22 protein-coding genes are annotated in these 23,347 nt (G+C 48.6%); 9 read left to right on the top strand and 13 right to left on the bottom strand.

Annotation, left to right across the window (positions count from 1 at the left end; all coding sequences use genetic code 11):
- The first annotated feature begins 312 nt into the window (after positions 1-312).
- A complete protein-coding gene (locus tag ABIC22_RS07855; protein ID WP_354479949.1) occupies positions 313-2,244 on the top strand; it encodes a heparinase II/III family protein in 1,932 nt (643 codons plus the stop codon).
- A 146-nt stretch (positions 2,245-2,390) separates the two neighbouring features.
- Entirely contained in the window at positions 2,391-3,527 is a 1,137-nt protein-coding gene (locus ABIC22_RS07850) for a glycosyl hydrolase (protein WP_354479946.1), read from the top strand.
- A 106-nt stretch (positions 3,528-3,633) separates the two neighbouring features.
- Here the strand turns inward: ABIC22_RS07850 and ABIC22_RS07845 are convergent, their stop codons facing one another.
- Positions 3,634-4,248 (bottom strand): class I SAM-dependent methyltransferase, encoded by a 615-nt coding sequence (locus ABIC22_RS07845; RefSeq protein WP_127539086.1) that lies wholly within the window; start codon positions 4,246-4,248, stop codon positions 3,634-3,636.
- Between the two features lie 222 nt (positions 4,249-4,470).
- Between ABIC22_RS07845 and ABIC22_RS07840 the strand changes: the two genes are divergently transcribed.
- Positions 4,471-6,837, top strand: coding sequence for an Ig-like domain-containing protein (locus ABIC22_RS07840; protein WP_354479942.1), 2,367 nt, complete (start codon positions 4,471-4,473; stop codon positions 6,835-6,837).
- Between the two features lie 107 nt (positions 6,838-6,944).
- Here ABIC22_RS07840 and chrA read toward each other — a convergent pair whose 3' ends face one another.
- The 6 genes from chrA to ABIC22_RS07810 all read right to left on the bottom strand — a co-directional run bounded on the left by chrA (position 6,945) and on the right by ABIC22_RS07810 (position 11,154).
- A complete protein-coding gene (chrA, locus tag ABIC22_RS07835) occupies positions 6,945-7,490 on the bottom strand; it encodes a chromate efflux transporter ChrA (RefSeq protein WP_095291571.1) in 546 nt (181 codons plus the stop codon).
- Positions 7,491-7,493: 3 nt separating this feature from the next.
- Positions 7,494-8,081 (bottom strand): chromate efflux transporter ChrB, encoded by a 588-nt coding sequence (gene chrB, locus ABIC22_RS07830; RefSeq protein WP_154896487.1) that lies wholly within the window; start codon positions 8,079-8,081, stop codon positions 7,494-7,496.
- 12 nt (positions 8,082-8,093) lie between these two features.
- Positions 8,094-8,588, bottom strand: coding sequence for a chromate efflux transcriptional regulator ChrS (gene chrS, locus ABIC22_RS07825; RefSeq protein WP_095361639.1), 495 nt, complete (start codon positions 8,586-8,588; stop codon positions 8,094-8,096).
- 271 nt (positions 8,589-8,859) lie between these two features.
- The gene (locus ABIC22_RS07820; protein ID WP_354479938.1) at positions 8,860-9,969 is read right to left on the bottom strand and encodes a PAS domain-containing sensor histidine kinase; all 1,110 of its coding nucleotides are present in this window, start codon (positions 9,967-9,969) and stop codon (positions 8,860-8,862) included.
- Positions 9,962-10,612: a response regulator gene (locus tag ABIC22_RS07815; RefSeq protein WP_354479935.1), complete on the bottom strand. Its 651-nt coding sequence runs from the start codon at positions 10,610-10,612 to the stop codon at positions 9,962-9,964. Before ABIC22_RS07815 ends, ABIC22_RS07820 begins: the two co-directional genes overlap by 8 nt.
- A gap of 65 nt (positions 10,613-10,677) precedes the next feature.
- Complete coding sequence (locus ABIC22_RS07810) at positions 10,678-11,154, bottom strand: GAF domain-containing protein (RefSeq protein WP_127539091.1); 477 nt, start codon at positions 11,152-11,154, stop codon at positions 10,678-10,680.
- Positions 11,155-11,529: 375 nt separating this feature from the next.
- On the opposite strand from ABIC22_RS07810, the gene ABIC22_RS07805 reads away from it, so the two are divergent.
- Entirely contained in the window at positions 11,530-12,303 is a 774-nt protein-coding gene (locus ABIC22_RS07805; RefSeq protein ID WP_261780133.1) for a Crp/Fnr family transcriptional regulator, read from the top strand.
- Positions 12,304-12,384: 81 nt separating this feature from the next.
- On the opposite strand, the gene ABIC22_RS07800 is transcribed toward ABIC22_RS07805, so the two are convergent.
- The 3 genes from ABIC22_RS07800 to ABIC22_RS07790 all read right to left on the bottom strand — a co-directional run bounded on the left by ABIC22_RS07800 (position 12,385) and on the right by ABIC22_RS07790 (position 13,655).
- Positions 12,385-12,933 carry a GNAT family N-acetyltransferase gene (locus ABIC22_RS07800; RefSeq protein WP_354479930.1) on the bottom strand — a complete coding sequence of 183 codons (549 nt, stop codon included), beginning with the start codon at positions 12,931-12,933 and terminating at the stop codon, positions 12,385-12,387.
- Positions 12,934-13,055: 122 nt separating this feature from the next.
- Positions 13,056-13,211 carry a hypothetical protein gene (locus tag ABIC22_RS07795; RefSeq protein WP_164764295.1) on the bottom strand — a complete coding sequence of 52 codons (156 nt, stop codon included), beginning with the start codon at positions 13,209-13,211 and terminating at the stop codon, positions 13,056-13,058.
- A gap of 147 nt (positions 13,212-13,358) precedes the next feature.
- Positions 13,359-13,655, bottom strand: coding sequence for a hypothetical protein (locus tag ABIC22_RS07790; protein WP_354479927.1), 297 nt, complete (start codon positions 13,653-13,655; stop codon positions 13,359-13,361).
- Positions 13,656-13,823: 168 nt separating this feature from the next.
- On the opposite strand from ABIC22_RS07790, the gene ABIC22_RS07785 reads away from it, so the two are divergent.
- The 3 genes from ABIC22_RS07785 (at position 13,824) to ABIC22_RS07775 (ending at position 17,461) form a co-directional block, all read left to right on the top strand.
- A complete protein-coding gene (locus ABIC22_RS07785) occupies positions 13,824-15,395 on the top strand; it encodes a DUF6359 domain-containing protein (protein ID WP_354479924.1) in 1,572 nt (523 codons plus the stop codon).
- A 179-nt stretch (positions 15,396-15,574) separates the two neighbouring features.
- Positions 15,575-16,201: a sporulation-specific diadenylate cyclase CdaS gene (gene cdaS, locus ABIC22_RS07780; RefSeq protein WP_354479921.1), complete on the top strand. Its 627-nt coding sequence runs from the start codon at positions 15,575-15,577 to the stop codon at positions 16,199-16,201.
- A gap of 153 nt (positions 16,202-16,354) precedes the next feature.
- The gene (locus ABIC22_RS07775) at positions 16,355-17,461 is read left to right on the top strand and encodes a Glu/Leu/Phe/Val family dehydrogenase (RefSeq protein WP_095291585.1); all 1,107 of its coding nucleotides are present in this window, start codon (positions 16,355-16,357) and stop codon (positions 17,459-17,461) included.
- Positions 17,462-17,586: 125 nt separating this feature from the next.
- On the opposite strand, the gene ABIC22_RS07770 is transcribed toward ABIC22_RS07775, so the two are convergent.
- Positions 17,587-19,008 carry an erythromycin esterase family protein gene (locus ABIC22_RS07770; protein ID WP_354479918.1) on the bottom strand — a complete coding sequence of 474 codons (1,422 nt, stop codon included), beginning with the start codon at positions 19,006-19,008 and terminating at the stop codon, positions 17,587-17,589.
- 84 nt (positions 19,009-19,092) lie between these two features.
- On the bottom strand, positions 19,093-19,956 hold the full coding sequence (locus ABIC22_RS07765) for a LysR family transcriptional regulator (protein WP_127539097.1): 864 nt from the start codon (positions 19,954-19,956) through the stop codon (positions 19,093-19,095).
- A 150-nt stretch (positions 19,957-20,106) separates the two neighbouring features.
- On the opposite strand from ABIC22_RS07765, the gene ABIC22_RS07760 reads away from it, so the two are divergent.
- Complete coding sequence (locus ABIC22_RS07760) at positions 20,107-21,159, top strand: oxidoreductase (protein ID WP_154896496.1); 1,053 nt, start codon at positions 20,107-20,109, stop codon at positions 21,157-21,159.
- Between the two features lie 65 nt (positions 21,160-21,224).
- Here the strand turns inward: ABIC22_RS07760 and ABIC22_RS07755 are convergent, their stop codons facing one another.
- The gene (locus ABIC22_RS07755; protein WP_483312532.1) at positions 21,225-22,433 is read right to left on the bottom strand and encodes an MFS transporter; all 1,209 of its coding nucleotides are present in this window, start codon (positions 22,431-22,433) and stop codon (positions 21,225-21,227) included.
- 273 nt (positions 22,434-22,706) lie between these two features.
- Between ABIC22_RS07755 and ABIC22_RS07750 the strand changes: the two genes are divergently transcribed.
- Positions 22,707-23,285, top strand: coding sequence for a TetR/AcrR family transcriptional regulator (locus ABIC22_RS07750; RefSeq protein ID WP_354479913.1), 579 nt, complete (start codon positions 22,707-22,709; stop codon positions 23,283-23,285).
- The last annotated feature ends 62 nt before the right edge of the window (positions 23,286-23,347 follow it).

Here is a 23,347-nt window from a genome sequence, read left to right as displayed (position 1 = left end):
TTTGCCGCCAACGAGGCGGTTATCCGGAAAATGAGTCTCTACCTGGACAAGTGCATGGCTATCCGAGCGATGCAGCAGTTCAATTACAGCCTGATTAAATAATTCAGTCTTCAGTATCGTTCACCTGTCCTCATAATGGAATTACGTACATATACAATGAGTACCGACAACTTTATTACGAGAAAAACGTCTGAAAAGTTTCAGTTATTTTCATATTATATGTTATTTTACATACATTTAGCGGAATTCCCTTCTTTTTTACTGCATGATGGGCTAAAATGAAATCGGTTACAAAAATGGGGAGGAATTCTGATGACAGTTCACCCTGGATTACGTTGGACGGCAGATCACATCGCTGCGGCTATGAAACATGGAAAGTCCGATGGTTTGGAGCTTATCCATCACTGGAAAGACAGGCTCACGGACACGTGGAATGACCCCATTTACGCCGGCTTTTGGTCGGATTTAGAAGGATATGAACAGAAGGCACTCACGGAGAACCTGCCTGAACTATCTTTTTCCCTATTTCGTCAATTCAGGGATACGGGTGAGCGTCAAGCGTATGAGCAGGCCTATTTTGAAAGGCGCGGAAGGCTTGTATCGCTGGGGTTGCTGATGGCAGTATCGCCGTCTTCCTCTCGTTTGCATCTGGTGGAGGATCTGATCTGGAGTGTTTGTACCGAACAAACCTGGTGTCTGTCTGCCCATATACCGGAAGGGGAAGAAGCTGGCGCAAGAACACATATTGATCTATTCGCTGCAGAGACCGCACAGATGCTGGCAGAGCTAGTCGTTATGCTGGATGACATGCTGGATGAACGTGTGATCCGGATGGTCAAGGCAGAGATAGAAGACAGGATATTTACTCCATTGTACCGAGAGCAGCGGACTTATGGTTGGGAAGAGGCAAATCACAACTGGTCAGCAGTTTGCAGTGGAGGATGCGGAATTGCTGCTCTCCTTTTATTGGAGGATGAGCGTCTTAGAACCATGGCTGTGCAGCACACCATTCGATCCATGAATGCCTTTTTGAGTGGTTACGGGACGGATGGGGGATGTGCTGAAGGTGTGGGCTACTGGGTGTACGGATTCGGATTCTATACCTATTACGCAGAGATGCTGAGATTGTTCAGTGCAGATGAACTGGATATGTTGTCAGAACCCAAGACGGGAGCAATTGCTGCTTTCCCGGGAAATATTCATTTATCGGGCGGGGTGTATATTAACTATTCGGACTGTCGTGAGCGGGAGACCCTTCCGTCCGGTTTGCTGTCCCTTTTGTCCGAACGGCAGCAGATTCTAATCAACTCAGGGCTTCACATCCCGCTTCTCTCCCAGGATCCCTGCCGCAGGTGGGCTCATGCTCTCCGCAATGTACTCTGGACTAATCCCGCTAAGTTCGATAGTGAGACTGAATCGGGTGAGCCTGGGATTCCAATTTACTTGGAGGATTTGTCGTGGGTGATAGCACGAGGGACGCTGACAACAGGTGAACAGCAGGAAGTGAAGGTGGCCTTTTCGGTAAAAGGGGGTCATAACGCAGAGCCTCATAATCATAATGATCTGGGACACTTCATCCTTCATGGCGGCGGTGAAAACATTCTCTGTGATCCAGGCTCAGGCGAGTATACTCAAGCCTACTTCGCACCTGGGCGGGAGAGCATTCTGCAAATTGGCTCTCGTGGGCATAGCGTTCCTGTCATTGAAGGAACGAGTCAGCAATCCGGACGACAAGCCGAGGCCAAAATGCTACATATCAAGCACTTGCCTTCACAGGGGATAGAGGCTGAATTGGACCTGACGTCAGCTTATTCGGAGGCTCCTACACTGGCAAGATATATCCGGCGGTTACGATGGCACGGTTCAGCTGGAAATTCCGAAGCAGAGCTTTTCCTTGAAGACCACTACCAATGGAGTCCACCTTCTTCCGGTATTCAGATAGGGGAGCGCCTGATTGGAGAACCGCGAGTCGCCCAGCATTTTATCAGTCGAATCGAACCTGTCTTGCAAGAAACAGGAGTACGATGGGAAGGTAGCAAGGCTGTGGTAATCATGGAGTACGATGCTGAATGCTGGAATGCACAGATCGAAGTGATCGAGACCGTGGATCATGATCACCTGCCACAGAAGTTTTACCGCACCGCATTAATCATACGGCAAACCGCAGATGAAAGCGGAGATTCTCGGGATCATTCTGTACAAGAGACAAGGTGCAGATTCAAATTCACCATTTATCCGAGGTAATTCAATTCGAAGAATCAGAATTGAGGACAACCCGGACTGAACTGTTGCAAGGAAACCACTGAAGACAAGCGTGCTGATATAGTCCATCAAAGTTGCTTATGTGTATGAGTAAATAAATTAGGATACGGAAAGAGGAGGCATAGCTCGTGAGTACATCGACATCGGTAACATGGGTTGAAGAAGCATGGCGGCAGGGCGCGGACAAAACCATTCGCAACGCACAGCGAATCAAGGATACCTTTCCACACATCTCTCCGCAGGGAACGTATGACCAGAATGATCCGGAATGGTGGACAGCCGGATTCTGGCCAGGATTGTTATGGCTCGTGTATGGTGAGTCCCCGGAAAATGTGGATGCTGCTCCATTGTCCCGTTTTGCAGATAGCTGTGAACGGCAGCTGGAGGGGTGCCTCCGCAATCCGGATTCGGTGGATCACGATCTGGGTTTCATCTGGCTGCTTAGCGGCGTAGCATCTTACCGGCAGACTGGAAGCATGGACAGCCGGCGGCGGGGGATGCTTGCTGCCAATCTATTTGCTGCTCGTTTCAATGTACGTGGTCAGTTCATTCGTGCCTGGAACTTCAACTCGCCTGCAATGGACACGCGCGGCGTAGTCATCATCGACAGCATGATGAACCTGCCACTGCTCTACTGGGCATCCGAGCAGAGCGGCGATCCCCGCTTCCGCTTGCTGGCGGAAGCCCACGCGGACACCGTAGCGCGCGAGTTCGTCCGCGCAGACGGGTCCATCTGCCACGTGGTGGAGTTCGACCCACACACGGGGCAGAAGCTGCGAGAGCATGGCGGACAGGGCCATGCTCCGGGTTCCGCCTGGGCGCGGGGCACCGCCTGGGCGCTGCATGGTTTTGCGCTGTCTTACCGGTATACGGGCGAAGCCCGCTATCTGGAGACAGCGGAACGCGCGGCCGATTTCTTCCTCGCCATGCTTGGCGAAGATATCGTGCCGTTCTGGGATTTTCGCGCACCGGCGGAGCATCAGGTGGCGTGGGATTCGTCCGCCGCTGCGATTGCGGCGAGCGGTCTGCTTGAGCTGGCGAAGCTGTCGCCACGCGGAGAAGAGTATGCCGCAGCGGGCGAGCGCATCGTTCGCGGCCTGCATGAGCGCTACAGCTCAGGCGAGTCAGCTGCGGAAGAGGGGCTGATCATGCAGGGAACCGTGCATTACCCGGAAGGAAGGGGATTGAATGTGCCGATCATCTACGGCGATTATTTCTATATGGAAGCGCTGGCGAAGCTGCGCGGACGTCCGGGTCTATTTTAACCTCAACATGTCGGAGAATTAAATCATTGAAATACAAAACCACCTGAGGCAGCCTATCTTCCACTGGGCTGTTTTGGGTGGTTTTTCGTGATATGAGTTAGATGATTTATTTGTTTTTCTTCGATGGCACGCGCCTGAGGATCACAAAGTCCGCTGAAGATTGATCGGGATATCGCTGCGGGATGATCTCTTGAACCTTGAAGTCGGGATAGTCAAATAAATAATGGAACAGGTTGCGATCCTGAATCGTGTCCACGCCTGGGTTGCCGTTTTCCTTCAACCGGGTGTAAAGTACAACCCATTCCTTCGATGAATGCAAAATATCATATAAGGTATTGCGGAAATCGGTCTCATCCGTGATGTGGTACAGCACATCCAGACACACCGTAAGGTCTGCCGTCAGAAAACCCCGGTTGATCCACAGGCCAGGTGTATACAGCATGAAGCTTTTGGAGGAGTCCGTGGCAAATTTCGAGGCACACAGGCGCACCGAAGAGGCAGCGACATCGACACCGAGGTATTCTTTATAATTCATAAATTGCAGCTGGTTGCCATCCCCACATCCAAACTCGATTACGCTGGTAATGCCCTCCTGTTGGATCAATCCGTTCACAATCTCGGCCTTGAATTCAGCCAGAACCCCGTATGATCCACGTCCAGAAGTTTCTCCGGAACGGTATGTCTGCTCCCAATATCCAATGTAATCAAAGGGCTGCCGCATGTTTCTCCTCCTATCATGTACAATCAGTTGCTTGGCGCTTGTTAAGTAGCAATATAGATAGGTTATGCGGAATGCTGGCGGGTATGATTCCCCGGAGAAGGATGAGACTTCCGAATTATTTTTCCATCATTTTTCTGAAAAATCGCTGAAAGCCTAAACATCTGGAAAGAACTTGCCGACATTAAAATTAAGGAAAAAAATGATGATAATCGGGGGGAAATGATGTTAAAGCCAAGATTGACCAAGTACATGGTGATGATGCTGGTATTCGTGCTGAGTATTTCCAACGTAGGCTTGGCCGCTGCGGCAGATAAGGAACTGTCCAAAATAGTGGTTTCCAAAAATGAAGTGGCGCTTGAAGTGGGAGAATCCAGTTCTGTAACAGCTACAGGAGTCTACACGGATGCTTCGACAAGTAATATTACAGTGAATGCAAGCTGGAGCAGTGATGACACTGCAGTGGCTACGGTATATAACGGAACAATTACAGCCAAAGGTGAGGGACAGGCAACGGTCATCGTATCCTATGAAAATAAGCCACAATCCATTCAGGTGAACGTGACCAAAAAGGTTAAGGCATTGACGAAGGACAAGCAAACCATTGATATTCGTAAAGGTGAATCGGATCAGATCACACTGACTGCAACTTACAGTGATAACAGTTCTGAATCCGTATCCGATATCGCAGAGTGGTCTTCTGATGACGATCAGATAGCGACTGTAGTGAACGGTAAAGTTACCGGCCAAAGCGCGGGTACGGCATTAATTACAGGTAAGGTAGGAAAACAATCTGTTACCGTTGAGGTAAACGTCGAAGTCGTGAAGCGAATCGATACAGATAAAAAGCAAGTGAACCTACTTTTGAACAAAAGCGACAAAGTCGTTTTGACAGCAACATATCCGGATGGGACGACCATGGATGTAACTTCTCTTGCAGATTGGAGTTCCAGTGATGAGAAAGTTGCTGATGTGCTGAAGGGCACCATCACAGGTTATGCCGCGGGATCTGCTGTAATCACAGCTAAATACGGTACAAAAACCGTTTCGATTGATGTAGACGTGGACCGGACAAGCAATCTGAAGGTCGACGAGCAAAAGCTATTCTTCAAGTTAAGCAATACCGATCGCTCCAAACAACTGACGTTGACGGCAATCTATCCGGATAGTTCAGATGCAGATGTAACCAATACGGCAGTGTGGACATCAAGTAACGAAAAGGTTGCTACTGTATATAAAGGGCAAATTACGGCTATTGGCCAAGGTACAACTACAGTTAAAGCCAGCTACAGTGGTAAAACCGTTGAAATTACGGTAGATGTAGACACAGCTCGTTATCTGGACGTTGTAGACGTTGAAGATAAACTGGCTATGAGTTTGACCGGAACAAAAGAAAAAGAACTTACAGTCAACGCGGAGTATGTAGATGGAAGCACGGAGAACGTGACATCCAAAGCAACGTGGACTTCAAGCGATGAAGATATCGTCTATGTATCTGCTGGTAAACTTACTGCTTACAAATCGGGACAGGCAACCATTACAGTAGCTTATGGCGGCAAAACGGTCAAAATCACTGTAAGTGTAGATGTTCCAGACAAATACGAAATGCAAAACAAGAAAAAATCAATCGGTGTGGGCGATACCTTTACTGCAGAGGTTCTAGCTGTATATGGCAACACATCCAAAGTCATTACTGAAGATGTGGAATGGAGCAGCAGCAGTGATAAGGTTGCCGAAGTGTCCAAGGATGGCGAAGTAAAAGGTATCGCTGTCGGCAAAGCAACCATTACCGCTAAAGTGGATGGAAAAACACTGACCATGTCTGTTGAGGTTGGTATGGCCAGCGGTCTCGAAGCGGATGTAAACTTTATCGCACTGGCTTCCAAAGAAACACAGCAGATTACCCTGACGGGTACAGATGAAGACGGTAATACGCTGGATGTAACTTCAGAAGCAACTTGGAAAACGAGCAATGCTCGGGTAGCTGATGTTAAAAAAGGTTTGGTAACAGCAAACGGTAGCGGTAAAGTGAACATTACTGCAGAGTATGGCTCCCAAAAGGTTACGATTGCAATTGAAGTTGATGTCATTGCCCGCATTGAAGCATCAGAGCCAGCCGTATCTCTGAAATCTGGCGAGACTGCTGATATTACTGTTGTGGCGTATTTTAATGACGGTAGCGAACGCGATGTAACCGACAAAGCCGAATGGAAAACCAACAGCTACAAAGTAGCTCAGGTAACCAAAGGTAAAGTAAAAGCGGTTGGTTCAGGTAAAGCGAAAGTTACAGCCAAATACGGCAGCAAATCTGTAACCGTGGCTATCGATGTAGATACACTGAAATATCTGCAAACCGATAAAGTTACCCTGACCATGAAACCAGGGGATAAGGTTACCGTGGTAGCAACGGCAACATATGCCGATGGCAGTGAAGAGAATGTCTCCAAACCGGCACTCTGGAAGTCCTCCCGTATTGCAACAGCAACGGTGAAGGATGGTATTATTCAGGCTAACGGTAAAGGTAAAGCGACAATCACGGTGAGTTATGCTGGCGTGAAAACAAAAGTGACCATCGTTGTTGAAGCGAAATAAACCTTGCCTTAAAGGTGAGAGGTAAACGGGAAAACGGTGATGCCAGCTTAGATGCTGACACCACCGTTTTTTTTGGTATAAACAATTATATTTTTTCGATCAACGGATTACATCGTATGAGACAGAACCAAGGCACCATAAGCAAAAGCGATAACAATTAAAATAGCCGGATGCAGTTTGGTCTTGGTCATGACCCATAAGGAGATCCCTGCTATGATCAATGTCTGCCAGATCCCGATGGAATCGGTGGATACTTGGCCGAATTCCCACGTGAGCAGAATCATAAGCACCGCAATAACTGGCTGCACAAGCAGCGTCATTCCTTTGACTTTGGGCGATGTGCGATGCTTGTTAAGTAAACGAAGCAGCAGGATCAGCGCGGCTGCAGAAGGTACAATCGTGGCAAAACTGGCGATAAACGCTCCGAACCAGCCGGCCACCTGATAACCGACAAATGCGGCAATCTTGGTAGCGATTGGACCAGGGAGCGCATTCCCGATGGCGAGCACATCGCCGAATTGCTCTGTGGTCATCCACTGATAATGGTTCACCACTTCTTCCTGCATGAGCGGGATGGAAGCTGGACCGCCCCCGTATCCCAAAATATTTGCTACGAAAAATCCCCAAAACAATTCCCACCATGTCTGAAGCATCGTTTAGGACACCTCCTTGTCGGAGCTGCGTTTGGACTTGTAGCGCTGAACCAGATCCAGGTGGAATACGCCATAACCCAGGAAGACTGCAATAACAATGCCTGGATGAATATTCAGCAGCTGCAATAACACAAACGCAATGACACCAAACAGGACGGCAAAGGTTTTGCCGAGTCCGGACCATGCTTTTTTGGCGAATTCATAAGCCATCATGCCCAGCATCACAAAGATCACGGGGCGCACAGCCGCAACCATACCTGCGACGATCTTCGACTCACGCAGTGCGTACATGGAGCCAAGCAGGGCGATGATGGCAATGCTCGTGGGCAAAATGTGTGCCAGCACGGAAACGATGGCGCCGAGCACACCTTTGGTTTTGTAACCGAGGTAAGCAGCCATCTTGGTTGCAATCGGACCAGGCAGGGCATTGGCTATGGCCAAAATTTCGCCGAATTCCTCATCACTAACCCATTGATAACGGGTGACTGCTTCATAACGAATCAACGGAATAACCGAAGGACCACCGCCATAACCCAATATCCCGGTTCGTACCATACCCGTAACGAGACCGGTGTAATCTTTCCAACTCATGCTGTTTTCCTCCTACAGTCTCATGCCCATTCGGCTTTTATATCGTTTCAATAACAACTGTGATTCGACCTTCACAATGCCAGGCATCTTATAGAGCTTCTCCAGCAGAAACTGCTCCATCTCTTCCATGTCCGCAAAAATGCCGTGCATGTGCAGTGTGCTTGGGCCCGTCATATGATAGAGGCTGGTAACCGCCGGTTCCTCGTCCAGTTTCTCGGCCACTTCATCAAGGAAGGGCGGCTCCACATCTACATTAAAAAAGGCAGAGACCTGAAGCCCAACCTTACCCGGGTTAATAACAACCGTGAAACGTTCAATAATGCCTTTTTCGGATAAAGCATTGATGCGAGCCTGAACTGCTACACGTGACAGTCCAATCTGTGCGCCCAGATCCGTATAGGATATACGGCTGTTCTGATGCAGGGCGGCTATGATTTTCCGATCGATCGCGTCCAGGTTGTACATTTGCGGGATTTCTCCTCCTTTGGAGGAGCGTTTATCTGACATGATTGATCATCCTTTTCCTTCTCTATATGGAATATAAAATGTAAACCTTCAAAAATGCATTTTGCATGCAGCATTCATATTTTAATGACGAATCGTAAATGGAGTCAACCTATTTATCCATTATATTAAATTTATCCGATTTCAGGCTTTCATTTTGTCATTGGTACCAAAATTGGAACGCAAAGAGGCCGCTCATGGAATAAAACCGTGAGCAGCTCTCTTTCTTTATATTGTAGATGTGCGTATAGCCTATCCACACATTCGTTCCGTTCTATATACCTCTGGGAAGGTGAAACGTAATGCTTGTACCCTCACCAGGCTCAGACGATAACGTCAGCGTTCCTCCTGCTCCACGAGCACGTTCTTCCATACTGAACAGTCCCACGCCCTGACCTGCCGTTTGTACATTGAATCCGGCACCTTGGTCTGAAATAGTTACGACTGTGCTCTCCTGGGAATCTTCCACCGTTACCTGTGCTTCGGCTACATCGGCATACTTGGCGACATTGGTAAGTGCCTCCTGGATAATCCGGTACATGGCGATCTCCCGATTCATCTCCAGCCGTCTGCGCAGGTTGCATTCCAGATCGACTTCGATACCGTAGTGGCGGGTATAGTTCTCAATGTAAGTCCGGATGGCCGGAACGACACCGAGATCATCCAGCACGGAAGGTCTGAGTTCCCAGGCCATGCCACGGACTTCTTCCATAATACCCGTGACTTGCTTACGCAGTGCTTCCACGCCAGAATGAGGCTTGTCAGCCAGCAGCTGATCTATCTGAATCACGAGTGAGAAGAGACTCTGTCCGATTCCGTCATGCAGCTCACGCGAAATCCGGCGGCGCTCCTCCTCCTGAATGTTCATGACCTGGGTCATCATCGTCTGCAATTCAGCTTCGACCCGTTTCAGCTTCGTCACTTCACTGCGCACTGCCAGGTATTGATATGGTTCTCCGTCATTGTCGAGAAAAGGCACAATCGTTGTATTCACCCAGTAGTGACTGCCATCCTTCGCACGGTTACGAATCTCTCCGTTCCATACTCGCCCTGAAGAGATGGTTTCCCAAAGGGTCTTCATGAACGTTTTACCGTGGTATCCCGAATTGATAATCCGGTGGTCCTGACCAATCAATTCTTCGCGGTCATATTGTGAAATTTCGCAGAATTTATCGTTCACATACTGGATCTTCCCTTTACGATCCGTGAGGGCAACGATGGAGGATTCATCCAATGCAAACTTCAGATCGCTTAGCTGATGCAGCGAACCTTTCAGCCTGCTGCGGAATTCATCATCGGTGATATGGTCGTCCAGTTCATCCAGCAGCTGCAGTACAGGCTGCTCCGCCAGTCCGCTAAGTCTGTTCTCACGTGTGCTACTCAAAGTTTAGCAACCCCTTTTTCATGGCAAACTTGACGAGTTCAGGTCTGGTCCGCAGGCCCAGCTTATCCATGAGATTGCTTTTATGGGATTCGACCGTTTTGACGCTGATGACCAGGTGCTCGGCAATTTCCTTGTTGGCATAACCCTTGGCGATCCAGGACAATATCTCTTTCTCCCGTTCGGAAAGTGTGTCATACGGCCCGGCGTTTTCCTGTTTGGATTTGTCCAGGTATTCACTCATCAGCCGTTTGGTGGCACTGGGATACAGATACGCACTGCCCTCTGCTACAGAGCGAATGGCTGCCAGCAGTTCCTCATGCGGCGCGCTTTTGAGAATATACCCGGAAGCTCCGGCATGGATTGCACGGAACAGATACTCTTCATCATCATGCATGGTCAAAATTAAAATGGACACGTTAGGCATCAACTTTTTCAATTCTGCGGTGGCGGTTAGCCCGTCCTTGCCTGGCGGCATGCTGAAATCCATCAATACCACATCCGGTTTCAATTCCTGTGCCTTGGCAATGGCCTCGTCACCATCTGCTGCATCCCCCACGATCCGGATATCATTCTTGCCGTCGAGCAGGGCGATCAGCCCGGAACGCACAACAACATGATCATCCACAACCAATAGTTGAATCACTATATATTCCCCCTGTCCGCTTCTTGGTTCTGTCTTCATGATACCAAAAAAAGCCACCCAGAGCTTTAATCTCTGAATAGCTTTTCTTCATGGCTTACGCGGGGCCTGCTTATCTGTGAATGGCTCGCTGCAGCTGCTCTGGCCGCCAGCTCTGCTTCCCTGACCGTGTTTGGTGAGAACGTACATGGCTGCCTGCTGCCAACAAGCAGCACGGCACCGGGGATGCTGCTCTCCAGGAACACAGGGACGGCGATGGCGCATAACAGCCGCTCTGCGATCATCAACGGACAACGGCCAGGTGTACTGGCATTTGTGGTACTTTCATCCGACAGGGACGTGCGGCCTGTCCGTAGAGCAGTGCCCACAAGATCTTGTCCGGGACGCATCTCCATCCGTGTAACGCGATCATTGGTTGCGCCGGAAGTGTACTTCCAGCGCAGCATGGACCCCGAGAGATAGGCCAGTCCGCAAAAATCGGTGGATGTGTTCAGGCGCAGATTATTGATCATCTCCTGAATGCCGGAAGGGAGTTCATCGTGCATGAGAGACACTTCCTTTTTGGAATTACACCATTAGATTAGACCTGGTGACATAGATATGTTTAACCTTTGACCAAGGTGTCATGAAATATAAGTTTATACGGTAGTTCTATTGTAGTCCCATTCGTCTGAGTTGTAATTCAGGGAATCCCCCTATTTCGGTTCTGCAAAATACTGATCTTGGTTAACGTAAGGCCTCAATCCGTACACAGCAAGAACTTTACCATATCACAACATGCGTATGACTTCATAGGATGTGACTTTTCTCACAGCAAATTCAGGGAATTTCTCAGCCAGGTTCAGGTAATCCCCCGATAACGTTCAGGCCGGTTTCGCGATAAGATAGATTCATAAGGAAACACGAGGGGGACGAAAGTGATGGGTACGATATTTACAGAAAGAACAACCCAAGCGACAGAACGTAAAACGGAGGGAAGCAAAATGACACGAGAGACAGGTGGAATACTTTCGTTCGTAACAGCTGAACAGTGGGCCTGGATTGAGGAAAAAATGCAGCCCAAACGGGTGAAGTCGGGGTATAGTCTCTTTCTGGAAGGCGATGAAGCCGGATATCTGTACTACATTCGTTCGGGACGCGTGAAAATGACCAAATCGACGGAAGATGGCAAGGAAATCATTTTGTCGATTCAGCAAAAAGGGGACCTAATCGGGGAATTTGGTGGCATTGGCGGCCAGAATCACAGCTACAGTGCAGAGATGACGGAGAAAGGCGAACTCGCGATCATCTCGCTCAGTGATCTGGAAAGCGTGCTTAGCAAACATGGGGACCTTGCCTTGAAATTCCTGCAATGGATGGCACTTTCACAGCGGATTACCCAATCGCGTTTCCGGGATCTGCTGCTCTATGGCAAGGCTGGGGCTTTGGCTTCGACACTGATCCGTGCCAGCAACTCGTATGGCAAAATCACTCCTGAGGGGATCGTACTTGAGATGAAGCTGAACCATACGGAGCTTGCGGAGATGATTGGAGCTACTCGGGAGAGTGTTACACGGATGCTGGGGGCCTGGAAAGAACAAGGAACACTGGACACACTGGATGGCAAACTGATGATTCGCGATCTAGCCGCATTGCGCTGCATGTGTGGGTGTCCTACGTTCCCGAGCTGTCCAGTAGAGTTATGTCGCCTTTAGTCTCACCATAGTCATGGATCACAGATCAATCTTCACTGGCGATTGGGGTCGTTACGGAGATGAAAAAAGCTGATATCGGTATTAACCGATATCAGCTTTTTCGAGTTGAGCATATTCCCTGGCGAGGATCGAATAGACCAACGAATCGTGAAATGCTCCCTTGTAAAACCAATGCTCCCGCATCAGGCCTTCGTACTCCATGCCGATCTTCTGCATGACTCGCTCCGAAGCCTTGTTATTCGGCCGGCATTTGGCGTAGATCCGATGTACACCGAGGGTGTTGAAGCCCAAACCCAGCAGCGCCTGGCTTGCCTCAGCGGCATAGCCTCTTCCCTGATACTGTGGATTCATCACATAACCCATCTCCGCATTGGTGCCCTCCGTGTATATGCCAACGCTGCCAACCAGTGTTCCATCTGTTTTCAGGCAGACAGCAAGATCGAATTGGGATCTAGGCTGTTCCTGTTGCGCTTGCAGAACCTGTTCGATGTACGCAGTTGTATCTTGTTCCGTGTTGGGTCCCCATGCTGTGTACTGGGTTACTTCAGGTGAAATGGTGTACGTATGTATACTTTCCCAGTCGTCCAAGCCGATCTCTCGTAAAATCAGTCGTTCTGTCTCTGCTAACATGTCGTTCACTCCCTTGGGCGATAATTAAGTTCATTTTACCTGTATCGAGTGGATTATTAAAACAAAAAATAACTCATGAAGCAGATTCAGATCTGAATCCCTCATGAGTTATCGAAAAGGTGTTATTGTGGTTGTTTGCATGGAACCGATGGATAAGTATAAGCCAATTTGCGGACGATTTCCTTCTGCCACTTCGTATCACCCAAGGTGATGGCCAGGTTCAGAAGATCCAGATAATCGTCAAGCTGCAGTGAAGTCTTTTGCAGTGTTGTATTCATTTGATGTTCGTTCCCCTTTAGCTATATGATCGATAATTCATGTAAAGTTCAATTGTGAATAAGAGACAACCTCAAGAATGATAATCATTATCACGTATACATGTATTATGCTACGAACACAGCGAAAAAGCAACGTTGAGAAACAGATTAACCATTATTTTTTTTCGAAAAAAGACTTATCCATAACAGAAACGGAATGTATGCGCCCAAATAAGCCGACGGATAGAGGAACCAGCCATTCAGCAGAAAATGATGAATTTCGGTTGTAAATGTGGTCATATGTGCATTTGTGGCATACACATCTCCGGCAATGACCGTGGCAGCACTATAGAAACATATAAGAGCCAGGGCATGAAATAACTTTATGACCGTTCGGAAACGAAGAGCTAGAAGGACCATCACGAGCGGGACAATGATTAGAAGCAGCAAAAATAGAAATCTCATGGTACATGTTCTCCTTTATCATGCTTTTGGTAAACAGTATGGGCAGTTGCGCAACGGAGCAAACTTTTTTCAAAAATTTTACATAAACAAAGAGGAATTCATCATGTGAAGGATTAAATTAAAGTGGACAACCCATTAAAAGGTAAATCCGAGGAGGAGAAGGAGAACATGAAGAAGGCGTTATGGCAGCACTGGATCGGAGCATTCCTAATTTTCATTCTGACGGCAACAGCACTGCTGGGGCCAGGTTCACAGGGTCCGGCACAGGCTGCGGCAGCACCGCTTACTGTATCGCAGGCTATAGCTGCTCAGAGTGGTGGAGGAACGGCGACAGTAGAGGGTTATATTGTTGGACATGCTACCGGCTCACTTACAGCCAAGTTTACATCTCCTTACGCCAATGATTTTAACTTCCTGATCGCGGAGTCTCCGTCAGAGAAGGCCAACGCAAAATTGCTGGACGTACAAGTTTCCTCTTCATTCCGCTCACAGTATGGACTTGCTTCCAATCCGAGCCTTGTAGGCAAAAAGGTCATCGTAACCGGAACACTTGGTGCATACAACAGCTATGCAGGACTCAAAAACCCAACCTCAATTACACTCTCTACCGGAACAACCAATCCTGACCCAGAACCAGGCCCAGGGACGACACTGCCTGATGGTACAGGCAAGAAGGTTTTGTTCGATAATACCCATGCCCAAACAGCTGGCGCAGCGGACTGGATCATTGATGGGGCATTTTCAGACTTCGCGAACGGGCTTAGAAACGCAGGCTTTGCCGTGGATCAGCTTGAGCGCAGCATCCCGTATACTTTTGGTGAGCAGGCCATCACCTACAATGCATTAAAAGATTATGATGTCTTCGTCATTGGCGAAGCCAACGTGCCGTTTAAAGCAACGGAGCAGGCTGCCCTGCTGCAATACGTACAGAACGGTGGCAGCGTCTTTTTCATCTCCGATCACTATAATGCAGACCGAAACAAAAACCGCTGGGATTCCTCCGAGGTGTTTAATGGATACCGCCGTGGAGCGTTCCTGAACCCGGCCAAAGGCATGTCCTCGGCAGAAGCCGAATCTCCAGCGATGCAGGGAGTTACGAGCTCTGACTGGCTGGCAAGCAACTTCGGCATCCGTTTCCGCTACAATGCACTGGGTGACGTCAATGCCACCGATATTGTGGCTCCATCACAGTCATTCGGAATTACAAGTGGTGTAAATGCGGTGGCGATGCATGCCGGATCTACTTTGGCCATCATTGATCCGAACAAAGCCAAGGGATTGGTTTATGTGCCAAGCGGTGTATCCAAATGGGGCAACGCCGTGGATCAGGGCGTGTACAATGGCGGCGGACGTGCTGAAGGCGCATATGCAGCCATTGCCAAGGTAGGCGCAGGCAAAGCAGCATTTATCGGCGATTCCTCACCGGTGGAAGATGCGACTCCCAAATATTTGCGAGAAGAAACGGGAGCCTCCAAGAAAACCTATGACGGATTCAAGGAAGTGGACGATGGCACGTTCCTGGTTAACACGGTAAAATGGCTTGCGGTAAAAGAAAGCTATACGAGTCTGTCGCAGGTATCTGGCCTGACATTGGACACACCGACGAGCCTGCTTGCCATAGAGACTCCGGCTAACTCCACAGAACCACAGCTTGAGCCATGGGCTGCTCCGGCTGCAGGATATAAATGGTACGATCCAACGACGTTCAAGAATGGTTCTTATGGCGCCGTTACACCTTAAGGTAGAAACTTAGTAGCTGCTTACCTGTACTGAAGCCTGTTTGTGACGTTAACGTTGCAAGCAGGCTTTTCCTGATTGCTGAAACAGGGCAAGGATGCGACTTGTATAAATGAATCGTACCGCGGGAAACGTATAGGTTAACTATGTTGGCATCAATCCAGAAGGAGAGGCGGTAAATAATGACACGGCAAGCAGACTGTGACAGTTCGTCCATGAGACAGAGGCTAAAGGAAGATTTGCATCGTGTAGCGGATCGGATGAATCGGACGTTATCCCGTTTTGACAATGATAGTGTCTGTCTGCTTGGACAATTCGCTGAAATTCGTACCGAGATCAAGCAGATTGAGGTGCTCGCCTCTTCCTTTTATCTGGATTGTTACCTGTCTCCCTTCACCGAAAAATTTGCTGAGCTGACGGCAAGCGTACAGCATCTGTCCGATCGCAGATATGGTGCTCTTATCGTCATTGAACGCGAAATCCCTCTGGAACCTATCATCCATTCGGGTATTGCTGTGGATGCACGAGTGACCCATGCGCTGCTTGAATCCTTGTTTATCCCCGGTGCACCACTGCATGACGGGGCAGTTCTGATCCGCGGCAACCAGATCGTCTCCGCAGGCAATGTGCTCCCACTGTCCCAGGCTGCAGCAGGGGAACGTAAAATGGGAACACGTCACCGTGCCGCACTGGGGCTAAGTGAACTGACAGATGCCGTTGTACTGGTTGTTTCCGAAGAAACGGGACAAGCATCTTTTGCCGTAGACGGGGATTTGCATCCCATTAATGTCGTTGAGACCATTCATTAACGATAGGCGATAGGAGGCTCCCTAGCTTCGTTTTCGTCTTACATAGTGATGTGATTTTGCACATTCTGAGCTTATCTAGGTACAATAGAGGATGGCAAAGATACAGAAGCCTTGTGAATTACTCGCAAAAATGGTTGGAGGAGACGGTTAAACATGAGTTGGTTTGAAGTAATGGAGCAGCATGATTATGAGGAACTGGTCCTGTGTCAGGACAAAGCTTCCGGGTTAAAGGCGATCATCGCCATTCACGATACAACACTCGGCCCTGCACTCGGCGGTACTCGGATGTGGACGTATGCTTCTGAAGAGGCTGCTATTGAGGACGCACTGCGCCTTTCACGGGGGATGACATATAAAAATGCCGTATCCGGCTTGAATCTTGGCGGCGGTAAAGCTGTGATTATCGGCGACCCGCGCCGCGACAAGAACGAAGCGATGTTCCGTGCATTCGGCAGGTACATTCAAGGTCTGAATGGGCGTTATGTAACTGCAGAAGACGTGGGGACTTCGGAGGAAGACATGAACCTGATCTATCAGGAAACGGATTATGTAACAGGCATATCGCCAAGCTACGGGTCGTCCGGGAACCCATCTCCTGCTACGGCCTGGGGAGTGTACCGGGGGATGAAGGCAGCGGCAAAAGAGGCCTTTGGCACGGATCTGCTGGAAGGCAAAATCGTTGCCGTTCAAGGTGTCGGCAACGTAGCCATGAGTCTGTGCAAGTATTTGTACGAAGAAGGTGCCCGCCTGATTGTGACGGATATTCACAAGGATTCCGTGAAGCAAGCAGTGGATCGCTTCGGGGCAACGGCTGTTGATCCGGGGGAAATTACCGGGGTCGAATGTGACATCTATGCACCATGTGCACTGGGCGGAACGATTAATGACGATACACTCAAAACGCTCAAAGCCAAGGTGGTTGCAGGCTGCGCCAACAACCAGCTGCTGGAACCACGTCATGGTGACATTTTGCATGAGAGAGGTATCGTTTATGCTCCGGATTATGTTATTAATGCAGGCGGAGTCATCAACATCGCAGACGAATTGAATGGTTATAACTCGGAGCGTGCGTGGAGCAAGATCGGAGAAATTTACACCAGTTTGGAGAAAATTTTCGAAACCTCCCGTACCGAAGGCATTGCAACGTATATTGCTGCAGACCGTTTGGCTGAACGCCGAATTGAGCTGATGAAGAATACACGCAGCACCTTCCTGCAGCAAGGTCATCACGCACTGAGTGCCCGCCGACTACGTGGGTAAGTCCAGAAGGAACCTATGAGATTCATACAGGCGGAATGAGTTAAAAAGATAGCCAAGGAGGCAGGTATCCCGAAAGGAATATCTGCCTCTTTTTTTGATATGTTACCCTGTTACAGCGTATTGGTTTACTTTTGCTGCTGCATTTGATCCTTGAAGCCGCCTTTGTAGGTGGTCGTTGGTGCTTTGACTTTGTCGATTAACAGAATGCCATCATATTGTTCAGTCGGAATGAAGTTCATCGACATCGGATGAATGACTTCATCCACCATGCCATCCTCTGCTGCAAAGACCGGGCGGGACAACCAGGCTGCAGCACCTGTAGCGTCTTTGGCTTCGGAGAGATCAATGTATGTATTACGGTAGCCGGATTTCATTAAGGTATACTCCAGACTGCCGCGAGGCATCGGAGAGATATCAAACGTTTGGCCTGTGGAAATCTCGCTCGCTTGTCCTTCATTCATATAAAGCCCGATCACATACATGTCATCCTGCAGCTTCTCATGCATCATTTCACCCATGCTTTTGAAGCTGGATTGCCACAATCCGGAGTTTCCGTTACTTTCTCCGATTGGGGGATTGAGAATGGACGATGTGCTCTTGGCGAGATGGTCATTGTGAGCCCAAAGAATGAATTTTTTACCTGGATACATGACGTCCATTAGCCACTCCAGATTATCGGCCATGGCACGGTCGCGGAATTCGTAACTCTCTCGAGTGTCGTAGGCAGCCATCTCGATAAATTTGCTCCGGTCCTTCAGCACACGGATCATCATGTCAGCCAGTTTCGGGTTGTCCGGGAATGACTTTACGAGTTCCTGCTTATGCTCGGTGATCCATTGAACCAATTCCTCGTACTGCGGGGCATAAGCATCCTTCACTTGATGGATGGCCGCCTTGAATTCGGGATTGTTGTCGCTGTCGATACCATATTTGTTAAGGACAGCATACAAATTCGTGATGCCCTGCATCTCAAACGCATAGAACTGCTTGCCTCTGGCAGGATCCAGACTGCCAATCCAGTCACTGATAAATTGGGTTAAGTACCCGGTCGTAAACTGCATATCATATCCTGCCAGAATCAGTGGATGATCCGTCTTGCTCTGCTCCTGAATGTATTCGTAGAGGCCAAGTGTCTCCTGCGAGTGCCAGATCGGAAAAATGGACAGCTCCATCATCTGGGCAGGCGTCAGGTTTGCTCCTTGTTCATAGGCAACGGCTGCATCCCCCATGCCGGATTCGAAGGCAATGACATCATAGCCGAGTTCTTCATGCAAAAATTTGATCATGCGCGTTTTGATTGCACTGTATTCGGCAACCCGGTGAAAGTTCTCTCCCAGGCTAACTACTTTCTTGTCCTGCAGCAATGGCTTCAGAAAGGCAAGGTCACTGTAGTTGTCCGAGGTCAGGGATGTGATCTCATGGGCATGCTCCTGCACCCATTGCTCCTTAGCTATAGGTGAGGCTCCTGCCGAAGCGGAGCCAGCAATCATGGCAATAGCCATGCCGAGTACGGCTGTTTTTTGAATAAAACGATGTTTCAGGTTCATAATGTGTATCCTCCGTATGAATGATGTGTTGAAATCCATAACCCAAGGATACTGGTTAATTCTAAAGAAAGTATAACGCGGATCTTAGAATGTAATGCATTTCTGATTCAGCAGCTTAATGAATTCATCCAATGCGGTACTGACATACCGTCCCTCCCCACGTACAAAGGTAGTTGTGGTATGGGAAAACTGCTCGGCTAGATCATGTACAGCGTACGCATCCGGTTTCTTATGGATCACGCTGCAAGGCATAATCGTATATGCAATGCCGGATTCTACACAGCTGAGCAAGTTCTCCATCGTACTGACTTCAATCATATTGCGGGCAGATAACCCTTCTTCCTCTAAGAACATTTCCGTAATTTCACGGTAGGGGCAGCCCTGAGGGAACACTACCCATGAGACCTGGCACAGGCTCTCAATGGGTGTCTCCGTTCGTTTAGAAATAATGTGCACAGTGTCTTGCATTTCATATTCCACTCTTAACCCTTCTTTAACACAGGCACCACTGATAAACGCGCCATCAATTTCATTAGTCTGTATTTTGTGGCGAAGCACTTTTGGAGCGGTGGCGTTCACTAGCGAGATGGATACCTTTGGATGTGCAATTTGGTATTCGTTCAGAATTTCCATGAAGCGGCTTGAAGCAGCCGTCTCCACGATTCCTATTTTTAATGTACCGGATGGTTGCCCAATATCCTTCATATCCTCTTCCAGGTCGTGCAGCAGATTGTGAATGCGTTCAGCATATTTAATAAACTGTTCTCCTTTGGCTGTGGGCACCACACCCTTGTGGAATCGGTTGAATAGTTGTACCTCATACTCCTGCTCCAGCTTTTTGATGCGTGTAGTGACATTAGACTGGGCATAGTTCAGTTCTTTGGCGGCTTGCGAGATTTTACCTGACCGTCCGACGGCTAGAATAATATCGATATCGGATAATTCCATGGGTTTGCCTCCTGATTGTGGAATCTCTTCAAATATAAATAAATGGACATGAGATATCTCTCGTAGTGATACTTCTATATATTTTAATCATTTTACGATATGTCTGAGCCGGCCTACAATATCCTTAATCACGATGAGAGAAGGGATGGCATGAATAATCTTTTTAATTTACTCAATCCGGTTAAGATCAATCAGTGGGAGCTAAGAAATCGTATTGTGATGGCGCCGTTAACAAGAGGATTTGCGAATGATGCGGATGGTACGGTGACAGAGGAGATGGTGGCCTATTATGAGCAACGTGCACGAGATGGTGCAGGTCTGATTATTACGGAAGGGATTAACCCTAGTCTGGCTGGAAAAGGAACGTATGGCATACCCGGTTTGTATACGGAAGAGCAAGCGATCTCATGGCAAAAGGTAACTGAGGCCGTTCACAGACAGGGCGGGACGATCATTGCCCAACTCTGGCATGTCGGTAGATTGTCCCACTCTGACCTCATTGGAAGAACACCGCAGGCGCCTTCAAGTATTCAGGCTGAGGGGAAGGTGCATAAGTTGCACAAGCCATATCAGATTCCTGAAACGATGCGCACACAGGATATTCAGAGTACAATTCATCATTTTCAGATCGCTGCCCGTCATGCAGTGTTGGCCGGATTCGATGGAATTGAGCTGCATGCAGCTCATGGGTATTTAATTGATCAGTTCATCAATGAGAAAACGAATCAAAGAACCGACGAATATGGAGGCGGGATTCAGGGGAGATTACGTTTTTTGAGAGAAATCATCCTGGCAGTAGAAAAAGAAATCAGCGTGGATCGCATATCAATCCGATTTTCCGAGAAGAAGGATGATGACCCTTCCTATGTATGGACAGATAAGGCTGGCATGATTAATGCTTATCTTAACCTGTTCCGTGAGACCGGTATTACGATTCTTCATCCTTCAACAGATCAATATACAAGAGTCTGGGCGGGAGAGAAGACCTTTCATGAGATGATCAGGGAACAGTGGGAGCACACCATTATTGGAGTGGGGGATCTCGATATTCACATGGCAGAAGAAGGTCTGAATGATGGGGTCATTAATCTTGCTGCCTTCGGTCGGCCTTATATTGCTAATCCCGATCTTGTGCACAGATTGCGCACAGGTGAGCCGTTAGTCGAGTACGATGTGACCAAGCATTTGCCTATTTTGGTCTGAAAAAAAAGGGGGCAGCTCTAATCCGGAGATTAGGCTGCCCTCTTTCCTGTTGTCACGGGATGCAGTTATGAGTTGCTGACAATGCCGGGTTTCTTTTCAGTGAAATAGTAACCGAGGGCCAGCAGCGGCATGATCAGGCCGATCAGTGTCGTCAGACTCCAGCCACCTGATGCGTAAGACCAGCTTCCAATAGAGGAACCAATGGCACCTCCAATAAAGAAGATCGACATGAAGATTCCGTTCACCCGTCCTCTCGCTTCACCAGCAAGGGAGTAGATGACGCGCTGTCCCAGAACGAGATTGCCCGAGACTGCCATGTCGAGCGTAATGGCAACAATGACCAGCAGAACCAGCTCAGCAGTCGAATGTCCCTGAAACACGTACGCAAGGCCGAAGGATAGAACAGCAATCACCATGGCGAGACCGGTCAATATCCGGGTCAGGCCTTTGTCTGCCCATCTGCCCGCGATAGGAGCCGCAATGGCCCCGCCCACCCCGGCTAGGGCAAACCAGGCAATGCCTTGCTGGGTCATGTCAAAATCATTCGCCAGCCGCAGGGGTACAGTGGTCCAGAAGAGACTGAAGGCACCAAACAAGCTGGCCTGATACAGTGCCCGGCGGCGCAGCATGGGCAGAGTTTTAAACAGGGTACCCAGTGAAACAATGAGCTGACCATATTTCATTGCAGGTTGAGGCTTGCGTACAGGAAGAGCGCGTGATAATAGCAGAGCGAGCAGTGTAATAACGATAGCGGAGAAGATAAAGACAGCCTGCCAACCAAAAGCATCCGTAATGAAGCTTGCCACCGGGCGAGCCAGCATGATGCCAAGAAGAAGGCCGCTCATGACATTGCCTACGACCTGCCCGCGCTGTTCTTCCGAAGTAAGGTAAGTCGCGTAGGGTACGAGAATCTGGGCAACCACGGAACCTACACCGATAACCAGAGAGGATGTTAGAAATAATACAGCATGAGTGGAGAGCGCTGCTGCAGCCAAGGCAACGACCAGTAATACCAGAAAGGAAGTTACGAGCCGCCGATTCTCCATAATGTCACTGAGCGGTACGATAAACAGCAGTCCGATGACATATCCAATTTGTGTTAACGTTACGATTAACCCTGCCGCAGCTGACGACAATCCTGTTGAATCACTGATCGGCCCGATTACGGTCTGTGCGTAGTACAGATTAGCCACAATGAGTCCGCATGCCGCAGCCAAAAGGAAAACCAGCCAACGGGGAACCTGTCTTGCTTGCACATCGTTTTTCATGTTCATGATTATCATCCTCCACATGGTATTAAATGACTACTCAGTATGAGTCGATGCAGCTGGAATCCTTATTTTCTAAACAGTTCGTTCACTAATTACAAACATATAATAAACTAAACGTTTAGTATTGTAAATAGGTGCAAACAAATTATTTGAGATAATCAGCATTGTCGAAGGGTCAAATTGTTTATATGGAGGGCAATTTAGTATAATGAACGTATCGTTTTTAAGAAAATAGAAATGAAATGTATGGTTAGAAACAAGGAGGGGTTGGTTTAAATGACAGCCAAAAGAGGGCGTCCCCGCAACATGGAAACCCAGAATGCCATTTTGGTAGCTGCCTATGAGTTATTGCTGGAACACGGCTTTGCCGCGATTACGGTTGAAAAGATAGCTGAGCGAGCGCAAGTGAGCAAAGCAACCATATATAAATGGTGGCCCAATAAGGGGGCTGTCATCATGGATGGATACATGTCGGCCATGACAGCAAGATTACCTGTCCCGGATACAGGATCGGTATTTGAGGATGTACGTATTCATGCGAGTAATATGATTCAATTTTTGACCAGCCAGGACGGAAAGGCCATTACAGAGATTATCGGAGAAGGGCAGTCAGATCCAGGTCTTGCGGTAGAATACCGGACCAGATATATTCAGCCTCGTCGGCGTGAAGCTTGGGGAATTATTGAAAAGGGAGTAACGCGGGGCGAATTAAAGAGTGACCTGGATATCGGTTTGTGTATCGACATGATCTACGGGCCGGTGTTCTATCGCATGTTAGTGACGGGGGAACCAATGGATCCTGAGTTTGTACAGCGACTATTGGATTCACTATTTGCAGGGATGAAGTCCGATTAAGCGGAGAGAAAGAACGAAAGCTAAAGGGGAGAAGGGCGATTCTCATGAATCACCCTGTATGA

Source organism: Paenibacillus sp. PvP094, assembly GCF_040546835.1.
In the GTDB taxonomy this organism is placed as follows: Bacteria; Bacillota; Bacilli; order Paenibacillales; family Paenibacillaceae; genus Paenibacillus; species Paenibacillus illinoisensis.
The sequence above is the reverse complement of the archived record's forward strand: the minus strand, read 5'-3'. Positions and strand labels throughout refer to the sequence as shown.